This window comes from Hyella patelloides LEGE 07179, assembly GCF_900659865.1.
Classification (GTDB): Bacteria; Cyanobacteriota; Cyanobacteriia; order Cyanobacteriales; family Xenococcaceae; genus Hyella; species Hyella patelloides.
Genome location: NZ_LR213941.1, coordinates 1 through 14,501 on the forward strand (window position 1 = coordinate 1; position 14,501 = coordinate 14,501).

11 protein-coding genes and 1 pseudogene are annotated in these 14,501 nt (G+C 37.8%); 6 read left to right on the plus strand and 6 right to left on the minus strand.

What is annotated here, in order from left to right:
• From H1P_RS36380 to H1P_RS22365, 4 genes and pseudogenes are all read left to right on the plus strand, one after another.
• Window positions 1-2,226: pseudogene (locus tag H1P_RS36380) on the plus strand (S-layer family protein); the annotation flags it as partial.
• Between the two features lie 65 nt (window positions 2,227-2,291).
• Entirely contained in the window at window positions 2,292-3,251 is a 960-nt protein-coding gene (locus tag H1P_RS22355; RefSeq protein WP_144871506.1) for an Npun_F2552 family protein, read from the plus strand.
• Window positions 3,252-3,384: 133 nt separating this feature from the next.
• The gene (locus tag H1P_RS22360) at window positions 3,385-3,963 is read left to right on the plus strand and encodes a TerD family protein (protein ID WP_144871508.1); all 579 of its coding nucleotides are present in this window, start codon (window positions 3,385-3,387) and stop codon (window positions 3,961-3,963) included.
• 3 nt (window positions 3,964-3,966) lie between these two features.
• Window positions 3,967-4,557, plus strand: coding sequence for a TerD family protein (locus H1P_RS22365; RefSeq protein ID WP_144871510.1), 591 nt, complete (start codon window positions 3,967-3,969; stop codon window positions 4,555-4,557).
• Here the strand turns inward: H1P_RS22365 and H1P_RS22370 are convergent.
• The 6 genes from H1P_RS22370 to H1P_RS22395 all read right to left on the minus strand — a co-directional run bounded on the left by H1P_RS22370 (window position 4,554) and on the right by H1P_RS22395 (window position 11,019).
• Complete coding sequence (locus H1P_RS22370; RefSeq protein ID WP_144871512.1) at window positions 4,554-5,039, minus strand: salt stress protein, Slr1339 family; 486 nt, start codon at window positions 5,037-5,039, stop codon at window positions 4,554-4,556. The genes H1P_RS22365 and H1P_RS22370 overlap by 4 nt on opposite strands.
• Window positions 5,040-5,511: 472 nt before the next feature.
• Window positions 5,512-6,201, minus strand: coding sequence for a hypothetical protein (locus H1P_RS22375; protein ID WP_144871514.1), 690 nt, complete (start codon window positions 6,199-6,201; stop codon window positions 5,512-5,514).
• Between the two features lie 121 nt (window positions 6,202-6,322).
• Window positions 6,323-7,813, minus strand: a complete 1,491-nt coding sequence (locus tag H1P_RS22380; protein WP_246141901.1) for a sensor histidine kinase — start codon at window positions 7,811-7,813, stop codon at window positions 6,323-6,325.
• Between the two features lie 283 nt (window positions 7,814-8,096).
• Complete coding sequence (rpsU, locus tag H1P_RS22385; protein ID WP_144871518.1) at window positions 8,097-8,273, minus strand: 30S ribosomal protein S21; 177 nt, start codon at window positions 8,271-8,273, stop codon at window positions 8,097-8,099.
• A 168-nt stretch (window positions 8,274-8,441) separates the two neighbouring features.
• Window positions 8,442-9,974, minus strand: coding sequence for a bifunctional phosphoribosylaminoimidazolecarboxamide formyltransferase/IMP cyclohydrolase (gene purH / locus H1P_RS22390; RefSeq protein ID WP_144871526.1), 1,533 nt, complete (start codon window positions 9,972-9,974; stop codon window positions 8,442-8,444).
• A gap of 652 nt (window positions 9,975-10,626) precedes the next feature.
• Window positions 10,627-11,019 carry a response regulator gene (locus tag H1P_RS22395; protein ID WP_144871520.1) on the minus strand — a complete coding sequence of 131 codons (393 nt, stop codon included), beginning with the start codon at window positions 11,017-11,019 and terminating at the stop codon, window positions 10,627-10,629.
• Window positions 11,020-11,304: 285 nt separating this feature from the next.
• On the opposite strand from H1P_RS22395, the gene H1P_RS22400 reads away from it, so the two are divergent.
• Entirely contained in the window at window positions 11,305-13,839 is a 2,535-nt protein-coding gene (locus tag H1P_RS22400; RefSeq protein WP_144871522.1) for a DNA gyrase/topoisomerase IV subunit A, read from the plus strand.
• A gap of 160 nt (window positions 13,840-13,999) precedes the next feature.
• Window positions 14,000-14,501 (plus strand): RNA-guided endonuclease InsQ/TnpB family protein (locus H1P_RS22405; RefSeq protein ID WP_144871524.1); only part of this gene is annotated, 502 nt, incomplete at its 3' end.

Sequence of the window (14,501 nt, forward strand, 5' to 3'; positions counted from 1 at the left end):
ATTGTGATTAACGCCGATTCTCTTAATTTAGAAAATGGAGGTATTATTAGTAGCAGCGCAGAAGGTCGAGGTAATGCAGGAAGTATTCGAGTTGAAGCTACTGAAAACGTAAATATTGAAGGTTTTACGATCTTTGACGAAGATACTACGAGAACTAGTACCATAGAGACTGAATTAGAGTCTGGTGCAGTAGGAAATGCGGGAAATGTTGAAATTACAGCTAATTCTCTTTCTCTAAGTGATAATGGTGAAATCAGCAGTAGTACTTCTGGTCAAGGTAATGCAGGAAATGTGAGATTAAACATTGCAGGTGAGGCAAATCTTACCGATGGCAATATTTTCAGTAACGTCGAAAGGGAAGCAAAAGGAGATGGGGGAAATATTACGATTGAAGCTGGCTCTCTATCTTTAGAATCAGGAGGACAAATACAAACCTTGGTGAGAAGAGAAGACCAAGAAGAAGGATTAGCTGGTGGACGAGGTGATGGAGGAAGCATCTCTATTGGTGTTGAAGAAGATTTGCTTCTTTCTGGAATTGATGAAAATGGTCTTCCTAGCGGAATCTTAAGTCAATCAGGTACAGGTACAGTAGGCAATGCAGGAAATATTGTGATTAACGCCGATTCTCTTAATTTAGAAAATGGAGGTATTATTAGTAGCAGCGCAGAAGGTCGAGGTAATGCAGGAAGTATTCGAGTTGAAGCTACTGAAAACGTAAATATTGAAGGTTTTAATATCTTTGACGAAAACACTACAAGAACTAGCACTATAGAGACTGAATTAGGGTCTGGTGCAGTAGGAGATGCAGGAGGAATTGAAATTACCACATCTAATCTGACTCTAACTAACGGTGGAACAGTCAATGCCAGTACTTCTGGTACTGGAGATGCTGGGTTAGTCACCATCGATGCCAGTCAGAATATTTCTGCTGCGGGTGAGAATTCACAAGGTAATGTCAGTGGCATTTTTAGTAATGTCGGTGGCAATGCCGTAGGAAATGCAGGCGGGATTGAAATTACTACGGCTCAACTATCTCTAACAGGGGGAGGTGAAGTCGTTGCCACTACTTTTGGAGACGGAGATGCGGGAGATTTGACTGTGACAGCATCAGAATACATCGAATTGGTTGGGTCAAATGGGAAAGTTCCTAGTGGTTTGTTTGCTAATACTATTGAAGGTGATGGAAACGGTGGCGACCTAACAATAGCAACTGATAAATTAATAGTTCGAGATGAAGCAGTAATCACGGTTGGTAATTTTCAACAAGTTGTGGGAAGTCGCGAACCACTTCCACCAGGGACGGGTGCTGCTGGCAATCTGAAAATTAATGCTGGCTCGGTTGAAGTTAGTAACCAAGGAAAAATAACCGCAGATAATGCATCGGGGATTGGTGGTGAACTTACCCTGAAGGCAGATTCTTTAACTTTAGAAAATCAAGCATCTGTTTCGGCCTCAACTACTGCCGATCGCGGTCAAGGTGGTATTATAACTCTAGATATTGATGATACCTTAATCATCAGAGATCGCAGTTTGATATCGGCAAGAGCAGACAGTGGTGCTAATGGCGGGAACATCAATATTGATGCCGAATTCATTATAGCCTATCCTAGCCGTGGCAATAGCAATGGCAATGATATTATCGCCAGTGCCGAACAAGGACAAGGTGGAAATATTGAAATCACCGCAGAGTCTTTATTCGGAATTGAAGAACGTCGAGCTATTGACAATAATGGCACTAACGACATGGATGCTAGTTCGGGAACCGAAGGTTTAGATGGCGCAGTTACTATCGAAACCCCTGATAATAATCCCCTACGGAAAACTACAGAACTATCAGATAACGTTGTCTCCCCAGAGCTTGTTACCACATCGAATGTTTGTTCGGCATCAGATATCGAAGATGTGTCTAGTCTTGCAATTCAAGGAAAAGGAGGGATAGCTTCCGAATCTACCGCACCCTTTACTGCTGATGCTTTAATTTTGGACGGAGAATTAGAAACATCAAGTTTAGCTCCCAATAACGATAATTTTGTAGACTCCAATCATATTCCACCCCATATTCAACCAGTCGCTTATAAAAATAATGGCGAACCAGTCTATCTTGCCAGAGGAGTAATTAAACAAGAAGATGGGACTGTAATTTTAACTGCCTATCCTGTTGATAAGAATACTCCTCGTAATCTCGATAATTCCTTTGGTTGTAATCAATCAACCCTCAATAAATAATTATTACTGGCGAATAGGATAGATTAAAAAGAACTTAAAAATTCAATTGATTATTACATATACAGATGTCTCAAGTAAGTCTAATCCGTGCCACTTCTTACGATCTTTCAGGATTAAAATCCGCATTGCAACATCTCTTAAAACCTTTAGGGGGAATAGAAGCTTTCGTTAAAGAAGGCGATCGTGTATTATTAAAACCAAATCTATTGACAGGAAGTCGTCCCGCTAAAGAATGTATTACCAGAAAAGAAATAGTCTACTGTGTGGCGCAGTTAGTCTTAGAAGCAGGGGGAAAACCCTTTTTAGGCGACAGTCCTGCTTTTGGTAGTGCTAAAGGGGTAGCCAAAGCTAATGGTTATTTACCCTTGTGCGAAGAATTAGATTTACCCATAGTAGAATTTCACGGTCAACGTTACACTACAGAGAATGAGAATTTTAACCATCTGCGTCTTTCTAAAGAAGCGATCAACGCGGATGTGGTAATCAATCTCCCGAAAGTAAAATCCCATATGCAGCTAACCATGACCATGGGAGTTAAAAATCTCTTTGGTTGTGTTCCTGGTAAAATGAAAGCCTGGTGGCACGTTGAAGCAGGCAAAGATGTCAATCGCTTTGGAGAAATGATTGTGGAAACGGCAAAAGCAATTTCTCCAAATTTGACGATTATCGACGGTATTATCGGTCATGAGGGTAATGGTCCCAGTGGAGGTGAACCCAGAGAACTGGGCATTTTGGGTGCGTCTGATAACGTTTTTGCTTTAGATCGAGCTTTGGTTGAAGTGGTTAATGTCGATCCCGATCTCGTGCCAACTTTACTCGCACAAAAAAAATTAGATTTGTTTCCTCAATTGAGTGATTTAGAATTTCCTTACTGTACTCCTCAAGAATTACAGATAACAGATTGGAAACTACCCGATGCTATTATGCCTATTGATTTTGGTTTGCCTCGTGTACTACGTTCTACTTTTAAACATTTTTATATTCGCTTTATTAAAGAGCCAATCTCAGCCTATAAAGTAAAGTAATTGGCTAGTATTTTACTATAGGTTGTTATTTCATAATTAGGTGGACACAATTAATTGTCAAAGAACCAAACGTTATGATTATAAGGACCTAAATCTAGTCTTAAATCTGATAGATCTTGAAAAAAGGAGAAATATGGGTATATCTTTAGCAAAAGGGCAACGAGTTTCCTTAGAAAAAGTAGCTCCTGGTTTAGAAGCGGTTTTAGTCGGCTTAGGATGGGACATAAATGTAACAGACTCGGGTGTTGATTTTGACCTCGACACCTCTGTATTTATGTTGGGTAGCAATGAAAAGATTTTGAGTGAAAAGCATTTTATCTTTTATAACAATCCCAAAAGTCCAGATCAATCTGCTTCTGTAGAGTATATGGGAGATAACAGAACAGGGGCTGGTGAAGGCGATGATGAGATGGTCGCTGTCAACCTAACAAAGATACCAAGCGATGTTCAAAAACTGGTATTTACAGTGACGATTCACGAAGCCGATCAAAGAGGACAAAACTTTGGACAAGTACAGAATGCATTTGTGCGACTTATAGATGTCAAGACTAAAAACGAAGTTTTGCGCTATGACTTGGCTGAAGACTATTCCATTGAAACTGCATTAATTATGGCAGAGCTTTATCGCAAAGATGGTACATGGCGCATGAGTGCTATTGGTTCTGGTTATCAAGGTGGATTACAGGCTTTATTAAATCGCTATCAGAGTTAAAAAATGAGCATTAATTTACAAAAAGGACAGCGCATTTCTCTGAAGAAAGAAGCTCCTAATCTTAGCCGACTCATGTGTGGTTTAGGGTGGGATGTCGCCCCAAAATCTGGCGGTTGGTTTGGTTCTTCTCCTGATTTTGATTTGGATGCTTTTGTGATCTGTCTCAATGAAAATCAAAAGTTGACTAATAAATCTGACATTGTTTATTTTGGTAATTTAAGACATTCTTCCCAAGCTATTACACATTTAGGGGATAACTTAACTGGAGATGGTAAGGGAGATGATGAGCAAATTATTGTAGATTTACCACAAGTCCCAACTAAAATTAACAAACTACTTTTTTTGATCAACATTTACGACTCCAAAAACCGCAAGCAAGAACTTTCTCAAGTCAAGAATGCTTTCGTTAGATTAGTTGATTTAAACAATAATCAAGAAATTGCTCGTTATAAACTTTCTGGAAGCCAGTATCAGAATAAAAATGGCTTAATTTTAGGAGAAGTTTACCGACATGACGCAGAATGGAAAATGGCAGCTATAGGCGATGCTTTTGATGCTAGAGGAATAGCTGATATTGCACAAAAGTATGCTTAAAAACCAGATTGGTCTAAAGTTGACAAATAACTAATAGCTGCGTCTAATTTTGAAGGATAAGATTCGGCAAGTTGATTAAACCACATACCTTCATCCGAAGTAGGATCGAGGTTCGCTAACCATTTTTCAGCTTGTCGGATTAATTGTTTGTGCTTCAATTGTTTTTGCTGTTCTTGAACAATAATTTCTTGTTGATTTCTGTTATAAATTAAGTCTTTTTGGGCTTGTTGGTGGCTTTGCTGATTTCTATACTGTGCTTTAAGAGAATCTAGATATTCATTTACTTGAGGATTATTGGAAGTAACTTGATTATTCTTAGCTTTCGCTGATATGTTATTTGGCTTTAGTTGTGATTTAACTTCGTTGAGTAGATCCTCTATTTTATCATTATTTTGGGATTTTTCTGTAGTATTAGATGCGTTGTATTGAGATTTTAAATCGCTTAATAATTCATCTAAATTATTATTCTGATTAGATTCCATTTTTTGGACTCTGTTAACTTATTTTGATTTGGTTTATTATTTTTTTATTATAAAAAAAATCATGATTAAAAGGTAATTTTTCTTTAGTTTTTTTTACAGTTTTACAGAGCTTACACCTAAACCTTACTACCAACTTCTAAGTAAAATCGATTCTACTCCAAAATCGCTAAATGGTGGGAGCAATCAATCTCAAGAGAATTTCACTCCACCACAACCGAGGTGAAGCAATTGGGAAAAAGGGTCAGTAATTTAGGCGTTGATGATTTGACCATTTATCTAACATTTCCTTGGATATAGGTTCCTCGCGTCATTATTGGCGATTCATGATGAGAGAGAGCGTTTTTTGCCAGTTTCCCAGTCCTTGGATTCACGATCGATAGAATGACGAGCAATTCCGCTTTATCTCTAGATGTATGTAATAGAATGCGCGAGCCATAACGGAAAGGAATGTTGATGTTAGCGTTTCACTTCTTTATTGACTTACTTGTTGATTTGGCTCTTCAAGCAAAAGTAATTCACCATCAACACTATTGACAAGACCATTACTACTATTTGATTCGATGGCATCTTGTCCTTTCACTTTAAGACACAATTCAAATAAAACTTCTGCTAAATCACTACGAGAAACTTTAGCTTCAGTCAAGTCAGATATATTTTTCTCGATACTGTCTGATAACTGTTTTTTCAGATTATTTAGCTCTTTTTCAATTGTTACTTTGTTATGGCTAGCTTCTTCTTTTAGCTGTTCGATCTGAGAATTGATCTGATCGCTAACCAATTCTATTCTCTGGAAATTGCTTTGAGTTTTCAGATCGATTTCTTGATTGAGTTTACTTACTTCGCTATAAGTATTAATGCTAAGAAATTTAAGCTTTTTCTCCAGGGAATCTACCGCAGAATTAATTTCTTCAGACAGGAATTTTTTCTGTTGTGATAAATTTTCTTTAATCTCTACTTTAAACTGTTCTAAGCTAGAATTGAGTTCTTCTAGGCTTGCTTCTAGGTGCTGAATTTGTTTTTGTGAATTGGCGGATTTTTGGTCATATTCTTCAAACTTTTGGTCATATTTTTCTATTTGTTCCCCAAACAAAAGCTCTCTGATTTGTGTGATATTACCCAGCTTTTGGCGCATTTCTTCTTTATTCATATCTGTTGAATTCATTTCTCAAACAATCAATATTGAGGTTTATCTACACATTGTAGTGATAACTCGAAATTTATTCTAGTATCAATTAGTGGACTTTGAGAAAAAAGAAAAGGGTTTATAAAATTAGGCAAAGCATTCAGATTTTATCTGGAGATTGATTCAAAAGTTGTAACTGTATTGTAGTTCCCCGATCTGGTTCACTAACTACTTCGATCGTCCCTTTGTGTAAATCGATCGCTCGTTTTACAATAGCTAAACCTAAACCAGTACCAGAAATTTCGCCTACATTACTAGCACGATAAAAAGAGTCAAACAGATGTTTTTGCGCTTCAGGAGGTATCCCAATTCCGCGATCTCTTACTGTCACTATTGTAACTAATTCTTGGGGAATTATTTCAAGATCGACACTTTTTTCTTTAGGAGAATATTTAAGAGCATTAGATAGTAAATTGGTAAAAATATGCCATAACAATTTAGGATCGCCATAAAATTCCCAACAATCTTGTGGTGCAATTAGATTAATAGTTCTGCCACTATAAGTTAACTGCATTTCTTTGATGATTTGCTGACAAAATTCTTGTAAATCTAAGTATGTAGGATTAAAAGTTTGTTTTCCTGACTCTGCTTTACTTAATACTAAAATATCTTCTAAAATTGCTTGAATATTTAATGCTGACTCTTTAATTAATTGTAGGTAAAAACTTTGTTCTTCTGAGCGTAAAGTATTTGTATTTTGTGACAACATATCGGTACAGACCAAAATACTGCTAAGGGGATTACGAAATTCATGGGAAGCCATAGAAAGGAAACGAGATTTTAACTGTCTTAGTTCTTTTTCTCTCTCTAAAGCTTGCATCATATCTCGTTCTGCCTGTTTGCGTAGGGTAATATCGCGTCCTATATAAACGCAATTATATACATCAGTGATTTCTGTCGGAATGACAAAACAATTGAATTCAATTTCAAGATTATTTTGCTCTTTATTAAGAAAAGAAGCTTCTAACTTTTTAATGGAATTTTGGTTTTTAACTAAATACTGATAAAATTCATCACAATCAAATTCTTGTTGTTCAAAAATGGAACTTAGAGAACGATTAATTAATTGCGATCTACGACATTCTAGAAGCTTTTCTGCTGCTTTATTCGTTCTTTCAATGTTCCCAGAAGCAGTAGTGATAAATAAAACTTCTCCCATAGAATCAATAATTTTATTGGTGCAATACTCAAACCTTTTTAAAGCATTTAACGTCAGTTCTGCTTCATTGGCTTTTTGCATAAAAGATTGCCTTAATCTAACTAGCTCGGTAACATCATCAAAAAATAAAATTAGCCGATCTTTAATGCTTTGAATACAGATATCAAAATATAAGACAGTCTCTTCATCTTTTTCACGAGCAATAGATTCTAAAACAAATTTCTCTTGCTTCTGTTCTAAAATTTCTGCACAAATTGCTTCTAAACCAACCAACTCAGGAAAACTCGCACGAACATCATCACCAATAGAAATCTCTTGAAATTCTTCTGTATATTGCTTTAACAACTCAGAAAATTTTTGAACTTGTAAGTTTCGATCTAATAGTAAGTACGGTAAATATTCTTGGCTATCAATAGAAGGTAATTGATTCACAGTGAGTATCGAGGGCAAAATAGTGGTTTTTGATCCTTATTGTGCTAAGGATATATGGGAGTCGGAAATATGTAAATAAAATTTAACAAATAACTAGAAGATTTATCTAAATTTCATGTTGATAATATTTTCTTATAAAAAAAATGATCGCTATAAGTTAATTAAAACTAGCGATCGCTTGATTTTGTATAGATATTTTATTTTTTGTTAAACGTAACCTTAACAATTAAGCGTGAAGATTATAAACAAACTTCCTGGAAATTAATTTAATTTCTGCTATTGATTAACGATAACGCTTTTTCCGTCTAGCAATAGCTTTACGTTTCTGCTTTTCGATGGGGGTTTCGTAGTGACGACGGCGTTTAATATCGGCAAAAATACCTGCTTTAGATACTTGGCGTTTAAAGCGACGCAATGCAGATTCTATATTTTCATTTTGTCCCACAACCACTTGGGTCATTAAATATTAGCCTCCAATTTTCCAAAAATACAATAAACGACTATTCTCTATTATAGCCAAGGTATTATTTTACTATAAATACTAACCAGAATTTAGGAGTCAGGGAATTAGGGGTGTAATTAGCCACTAACTATATTATCCCGCTTGACGGGGCTAACTACTAATCACCTAATGTAAGAAGTGTCTTGTACCACTTAAGACCATCACAATACCCAATTCATTAGCAGCAGCGATTGAGTCTTTGTCTCTGATCGAGCCTCCTGGTTGGATAATAGCTTTAATTCCCGCAGCAGCAGCAGTACGTACCGAGTCATCAAAAGGAAAGAAACCATCACTAGCTAAAATACCTCCTGAAGTTTGTTCTCCTGCTTCTTCGAGAGCAATTTTAACCGCACCTACCCGATTCATCTGTCCCGCACCAATACCTAAAGTAGTACGATTTTTCGTAACAACAATAGCGTTAGATTTGACGTGTTTTACGACTTTTTGAGCAAACAGCATCTCGGCAATTTCTGCGGGGGAGGGTTTTTTCTCCGTGACAATTTCCCAACGATCGGGATTTTCAATTAAATCATCACTTGCTTGGACTAAAAAGCCTCCTGCGATCGCTTTTATGGTATTCTTTTCTCCTGTAGCTAAGTCTGGTAAGACTAAAACTCTTAATTTAGATTTCTTTTGTAAAATTTCTTTGGCATCTTCATCGCATCCTGGTGCAACTACACATTCTAAAAAGGTTGTGGTTAAAGCGGTTGCGGTAGGTACATCAATGGTTTTGTTCAACGCGACAATACCCCCAAAAGCAGAAACATTATCGGCATTAAAAGCTTGTTCATAAGCTGCTGCTAGAGTATCAGCTACAGCTACCCCACAGGGATTGGTGTGTTTTAAAACAGCTGCTGCGGGTTCATCGGTAGGAAATTCGGTAATAATGCGCCTTGCTGCTTCTAGATCGACCAAATTATTATAACTAAGCTCTTTTCCTTGCAATTGCGACCCAGAACTCCAGCCAGTATTGCTATTACTGTACCATGCAGCAGGTTGATGGGGATTTTCTCCATAGCGGAGAGTTTGCACCTTATTTCCTGAAATACTGTAAGCATCGGGTAAATCAGTATTGCCATTTAACTCTGCAAAATAAGTAGAAATAGCACGGTCATAGGCAAAGGTGCGATTAAAAGCGATTCCCGCCATTTTTTGGCTAAATTCTAAGGAAATATCTCCTTTAGCTAGTTCTGCTAGATATTCTTCGTATAGACTAGGGTCGCACAATACCGTAAGGTTAGCAAAGTTTTTGGCAGCAGCCCTAATCATTGCAGGCCCCCCAATATCAATTTTTTCAATGGCTTCTGCTACAGTGACGTTAGGTTGGGCAATAGTTTTCTCAAAGGGATAAAGATTAACGGCTACTAAGTCTAAAAAACGAATACTATTAGATTCCAACTCGGCAAGATCTTCAGCTAAATCTCTTCTGGCTAAAATACCGCCATGAATGCGAGGATGTAGGGTTTTGACTCTTCCTCCTAAAATTTCTGGTGAACCAGTGTAGTCGCTAACTTTGGTAACATTGATTCCTGCTTCTTGTAGAGTTTTAGCTGTACCACCACTACTGATAATCTCAAAATCAAATTCGGTTACTAGCTGCCTTGCTAAATCTACAATTCCACTTTTGTCCGATACACTTAATAAAGCTAAACGTCCCATTGAATATTCTGCTCCATCGCTACTTGCCAAAACATTCATTATGCATCTTCTTGGTTATTTGACCAATATTCCACTCCCTAATCTTAGTTCTTACTTTCTGATTCCCAAAAAAAAAGAAGCACATAAAAATTACGTACTTCTTAAAACAATATTACCGAGTTGCCAGTGAGGCTAATTTCTAATTTACAGTGATTGGAGCTATGATTCATGAAGCAACCCAAATTAAAGGCTATTTTCACTAAAACTTTGTGATTAATATACGTAATATATACAAATATTTTGAATTGTTAATTCTGCAAAAAGCTCGCAAGCAGTCACCATTTATAGCATACAGCCTCTAATTTATAACCATCGAGATTGGAAACATAAGCAGCATAATAGTTGGGATGATATTGAGACTCCGAGTATGTCGCTAAAATACCGATCATCGCATCATTCTCTCCAAATAATAAACACCTTAGACAAGCAGGATGAAATAACAGCTAGACAATAAATTGAGGGGCTGTGTTTTGAGGTCTCCTCAAAACACAGCCCCGTGCCAGTGGCATTTCATCCCTATATCCAAAGCCAGGGGATTTCATGCTCTGTTTTGCAGTAAGGTTCGGTCTCCCAATAGTAAGATTTTGCGCTACATACTTAGGATCGACCAAGATTAGTTAACCAGTGACACAATTTGGTCTATAAACTGCTGATGATTAACTACAGGTTTGGATATGTAGCCATCTGCGCCACTTTGTTTAAGAAAGTTTTCGCGATCGCCCTGCATGGCATGAGCAGTTACTAAAATGACTGGTAAATCTGCTGTTTCAGGATTGGCTTTCAGCATTTGGGTGATTTTGATTCCGTCCACTGGCTGTCCTTGATAAACACTATTGGCTAAAGAAACATCCATTAAAATTACGTCTACTTCCCCAGAAATAGCGAATTTCAGGACTTCTTCTACATTTTCTGTCCCCTTAACTTCCAAGCCACCTCGTTTGGTGAGAATTTTGGAAAAAACCCGATAATTAATAGGATCGTCTTCTACAATCAGAACTGTTGTCATTGATGCTAGTTACAAAAGTTTTACTTTATATAGATAAGAATTAAGTGTTAAGAATAATATTCGAGGTACACCTAGTAAGGTATTCAATATCAATTGTGGCTTAAAAAAGCCCAATGGTAAATTTTTTTATTACCCAACGGTGTGAGGTAAGGACTTTCTCGTTCATCAAAAGAGCATCAGTGAATTTTTGTACTATTCTTGATTTCGCTGGAGTAGAAAAGTCCCTGATTGATTATAAAATCAACTTATTACGGTATGCTAGTACCAACTTGTGGAGAATCATAAATGACAAAACAGCTTAATTTGTTAGGGACTGGTCAAATTATCCCGACTGCTCTGCATACAGAGATGGAGAGGTCTTATCTGGAATACGCGATGAGCGTTATTGTGGGACGAGCCTTACCTGATGCTAGAGATGGATTAAAACCAGTGCATAGGCGCATTTTGTATGCGATGCATGAATTAGGCTTGACTCCAGATCGTCCTTATCGGAAGTGCGCCCGCGTAGTTGGGGATGTGTTGGGCAAATATCACCCCCACGGCGATCAGTCAGTTTATGATGCGTTGGTGCGTTTGGTACAAGATTTTTCGACTCGTTACCCTTTGTTGGATGGACATGGCAATTTTGGCTCGGTAGATAACGATCCTCCCGCAGCGATGCGTTACACAGAAACTAGACTTGCTCCTGTGGCTCATCAAGCAATGTTAGATGAGATTGATGGGGCGACAGTTGATTTTACCGATAATTTTGATAGCTCTCAGGAAGAGCCAGTGGTGTTACCCGCTCAGTTACCGATTTTGCTGTTGAATGGTTGCTCTGGGATTGCGGTGGGGATGGCGACTAATGTACCGCCTCATAATTTGGGAGAAATAGTAAATGGTTTGATTGCTCTGATTGATAAGCCTGAATTACCCGATGAAAAGCTTTGGCAATTGATTCCTGGCCCTGATTTTCCCACAGGAGGGGAAATTGTGGAAACTCAAGGGATTAAAGACGCTTACAGCAGTGGTAGAGGAATCATTAAAGTTAGAGGAGTAGCTAAGGTAGAAACCCTCTATTTACGCCAAAAGAAACGCAGGAAAGAGCGTACTGCTATTATCGTGACAGAATTACCCTATCAGGTAAATAAAGCGGGTTGGATTGAGAAGGTTGCCCATTTAGTTAACAACAGCAAATTAGAAGGTATTGCCGATATTCGTGATGAAAGCGATCGCACAGGAATGCGAGTCGTCATGGAGTTGAAAAAGGATGCTTCGGCAAAAGTGGTGTTGCAAAAGTTGGCTCGTCAAACGGCTTTTCAGAGCAATTTTGGAGCGATTATGCTGGCTTTGGTGAATAATAAGCCCGTACAGCTTTCTTTAAGGCAATTACTTGAAGAATTCTTGGTCTTTCGCGAATCAACTCTCAGGAAGCAATATAGCAACGAGTTAGAAAAGACTCAACAAAGATTACATTTAGTCTCAGGGTTACTAGTTGCCCTGAATAACATCGATACCATTGTGGATATTTTGCGGAATGCACCCGATGGCACAACTGCCAAAGCAAGTTTAACCGAAGATTTAGGTATTAGTGAAGCACAGGCAGATTCTATCTTAGGAATGCCCATGCGTCGCTTGACTGGCTTAGAAAAACAAAAGTTAGAAACCGAGCAAGCAGAATTAGAGCAGAGAATTAGTCAGTTAGAAACTCTTTTGGGCGATCGCCATGAACTAATGAAAACTCTTAAAAAAGAATTACGTTCTCTAAAACGCAAGTATGGAGATGAACGACGCACCCAGATATTGCAACAGGTTATTGCTCCAGAAGTCAAGCAACCAACTAAAGCTAAAAATGTTAAAAATGCCGAAAATAAAGCTACAAAAAGCCAAAAAATAGAGCCACCTAGTTCTTTATTTAAAATTGAGCGAGCAGAGCGAGCAGAGCTTACTATTACTAACGAAGGTCATATTTATTGGCAAAATCCCGATCCGACAAATCAAATTACTACTTCTGCTCTCAAAAAAGGAGAAGAATTTGTTACACAGCATCAGTTGATTGGCAATCATGACAAAATAATTTTTGCAGCCGATAGCGGTAGAGCCTATCCTATAGCGATCGCTGATATTCCTAGCAAACTAGAAAGTCAAAACGCTACTACCTATAGTTTCCTATCCTCAGCAGCCCAAAGAGAAGCTAACCAGACCATTGCTCATTTCTTTTTACCGACAGAAAACGAACCATTTGATGTTATTCTGCTGACAGAAAAAGGCATACTGAAAAGACTTAAAGGATCGGAATTACAGAGTATAGGCAATCGGGGATTAGTATTAATTAAACTCAAAGATCGAGATCGCCTCAAATATCTCAATTTAGTTCGGGAAAATCAAGAAATAGCGATCGCAACTAATGGTGGGCGTATCCTGCGTTTTCCTGTTAATAATGAACAAATCCCCGTTATGGGAAGAAATGCTCAAGGAAACCAAGCTTTACGCTTACGCTACGGAGAAGAATTAGTGAGTTGTGTCACTTTAAGCGATCGAGATAACCTCTTGTTAATAACAGAATTAGGCTATGGCAAACAGTTAGATGTTAATGCCATCAGATTAGCCAAACGAGGAGATATTGGTACTCAAGCCATCAACTTTAATAATAAAGAAGATCGTTTAGCCTCTGTAACAGTAGCAAAAGCAGGAAAAGATGCGATTATAACTACTAATACTGATAGAAGATTATCCTTAGCGATCAATGATGTAGAAGTCTTACCCAGAGATAGTCAAGGGACAAAAATAGTTAAATTAAAATCAGAGGAAACAATTAACAACATTTATCTTCAATGCTAAGACAGAACTAAAGAAAAATGCGGAGTTATTTATCTTTTGTGAGAGAAGACCCTCGCGGGACGCGATGGGATGGGCGGTATAAACGCCTGGGAAACCACAGGCGGGACGCCATTATGAATCGAACTTTACAACGAAGGTAGTAATCTGGTAAAATACCTCTATGAAACAGCTTAGAGGTTTTAAGTACAGATTTTATCCGACTGACTCGCAGCGATTAGAGCTAGCGCAAACATTTGGCTGTGCGAGGTTCGTCTACAATTGGGCATTAGCTCTCAGAACTAATAGTTACTACCAAGACAAAGTATCTCTTAGTTATACGGATACTTCTAATGCTTTAACCAAGCTCAAAAAAGACCCCTCGAAATCTTGGTTAAAACAAGTTTCATCTGTACCATTACAGCAAGGACTTAGGCATTTAAATACAGCGTTTCAAAACTTCTTTAAAGGGAAAACTAAATATCCCAAATTCAAACAGAAAAATAACAGACAGTCTGCTCATTACGCCCCCAACGCATTCCAATGGGTTGATGGGGATTTGACTCTAGCTAAAATGTCTCAACCATTGAAGATTAAATGGAGTAGATATTTTACTGGTGAACCAAGAAGCGTTACTATTTCCAAAGACCCAAGTAACAGGTACTTTGTCTCTTTTTTGGTTGAGG

What these genes read in the sequence shown, in the direction of transcription:
- H1P_RS22355 (WP_144871506.1), top strand. Translation starts at nt 2,292, where the DNA reads ATGTCTCAAGTAAGTCTAATCCGTGCCACTTCTTACGATCTTTCAGGA.
- H1P_RS22360 (WP_144871508.1), top strand. Translation starts at nt 3,385, where the DNA reads ATGGGTATATCTTTAGCAAAAGGGCAACGAGTTTCCTTAGAAAAAGTA.
- H1P_RS22365 (WP_144871510.1), top strand. Translation starts at nt 3,967, where the DNA reads ATGAGCATTAATTTACAAAAAGGACAGCGCATTTCTCTGAAGAAAGAA.
- H1P_RS22370 (WP_144871512.1), bottom strand. Translation starts at nt 5,039, where the DNA reads ATGGAATCTAATCAGAATAATAATTTAGATGAATTATTAAGCGATTTA.
- H1P_RS22375 (WP_144871514.1), bottom strand. Translation starts at nt 6,201, where the DNA reads ATGAATTCAACAGATATGAATAAAGAAGAAATGCGCCAAAAGCTGGGT.
- rpsU (WP_144871518.1), bottom strand. Translation starts at nt 8,273, where the DNA reads ATGACCCAAGTGGTTGTGGGACAAAATGAAAATATAGAATCTGCATTG.
- purH (WP_144871526.1), bottom strand. Translation starts at nt 9,974, where the DNA reads ATGGGACGTTTAGCTTTATTAAGTGTATCGGACAAAAGTGGAATTGTA.
- H1P_RS22395 (WP_144871520.1), bottom strand. Translation starts at nt 11,019, where the DNA reads ATGACAACAGTTCTGATTGTAGAAGACGATCCTATTAATTATCGGGTT.
- H1P_RS22400 (WP_144871522.1), top strand. Translation starts at nt 11,305, where the DNA reads ATGACAAAACAGCTTAATTTGTTAGGGACTGGTCAAATTATCCCGACT.